The 1,155-nt window shown below is 64.8% G+C and carries 2 protein-coding genes; one reads left to right on the top strand and one right to left on the bottom strand.

Translation table 11 applies throughout. The annotated features are described in order from the left end of the window. Window positions 1-720, top strand: a 720-nt coding sequence (locus L5014_RS38500; protein WP_238469089.1) for a DEAD/DEAH box helicase, incomplete at its 5' end; no start/stop codon positions are given. 57 nt (window positions 721-777) lie between these two features. On the opposite strand, the gene vapC is transcribed toward L5014_RS38500, so the two are convergent. Next, window positions 778-1,155: type II toxin-antitoxin system VapC family toxin (gene vapC, locus L5014_RS38495; RefSeq protein WP_238469088.1), on the bottom strand; the 378-nt coding region annotated here is incomplete at its 5' end.

Raw genomic sequence — 1,155 nt, 5'->3', positions numbered from 1 at the left:
GTTCATGCGCGCTATGTGCTGGGTCTGACCGCGACTCCGGTGCGGCGCGACAGCCAGCAGCCCGTCATGTTCATGCTGTGCGGACCGATCCGGCATGCGGCGAAATCCCCGGCCAGCGCGCCGCAGGTGCTCGAGGTGTTCCCGCAAAGGCTCACCTCCGCAGTGGACGTCGCGGCCGACGCGCCAATCCAGGCGGTGTTCGCTCAGCTCGCGCAGGACACCCCGCGCACGCAGATGATCGCGGCGGCTGTACGTGAACAGTACAGGCAGGGGCGGAACGTGCTGGTACTCACCGAGCGGACGGACCATCTCGAAAGCCTGCAGCAGATGCTGCAAGACACGATACAACCGCTGTTCGTGCTGCACGGTCGCCTCGGCCGGAAAGCGCGGGTGGCACAGCTGGCTGCCCTTGACGCGCTGGCCGGTGACACGCCCCGCGTGGTGCTGGCGACTGGCAGGCTCGTAGGTGAAGGCTTCGACCATCCGGCGCTGGACACGCTGGTGCTGGCCATGCCGGTTGCGTGGAGGGGCACCCTGCAGCAGTACGCCGGCCGGCTGCACCGCGAGCATGCGGGCAAGACCGGCGTACGGGTGATCGATTATGTGGATGGCGGCCATCCGGTGCTGCAGCGCATGTGGGAGAAACGCCAGCGCGGCTACCGGGCAATGGGCTATCAGGTCCGCACGCCCGGAGAAGATATCCAGCTCCAGTTGGCCTGAAACCGGTGGTGAATTCGTATTCCGTATCGGTTCTTGCTGTTTGCTGTCACCGGCACGTTAGTCGTCGCGCATTGCAGACTGAAGACCGAGGTGCTCGACGAACGGATCGAAATCCCGATCGCTGAAGAGCAGCGGCGCACCGTTTTCAATGCACCACGTCGCGATCAGCGTATCGATGGTTTTGCGGATCGTTACGCCCTGCGCTCGCAAGATGCGGTAATTCCGGGCCGCCTGAATGGCGTTATCCGGCCCCACCAGCGAGACGACATCGAATCGCGTCGTCATCAGCTGCCGGGCAGTATTGAACGCCGACTCGGCGGCAAATCCCTGTAGCACCTCGGCGACGATCAGGTCGCCGGTGACCAGCACCTCCCGGCCCAGCAGGGCATCCAGTCGGCTGGCTTGGGGTGAAGCCAGCCCCCGGAAGTAGTCGAT

It is taken from the genome of Paraburkholderia tagetis (assembly GCF_022213065.1).
GTDB classification, from domain to species: Bacteria; Pseudomonadota; Gammaproteobacteria; order Burkholderiales; family Burkholderiaceae; genus Paraburkholderia; species Paraburkholderia tagetis.
Note: the sequence above shows the minus strand (reverse complement) of the source record. Positions and strands in the feature narration are given on the sequence as shown.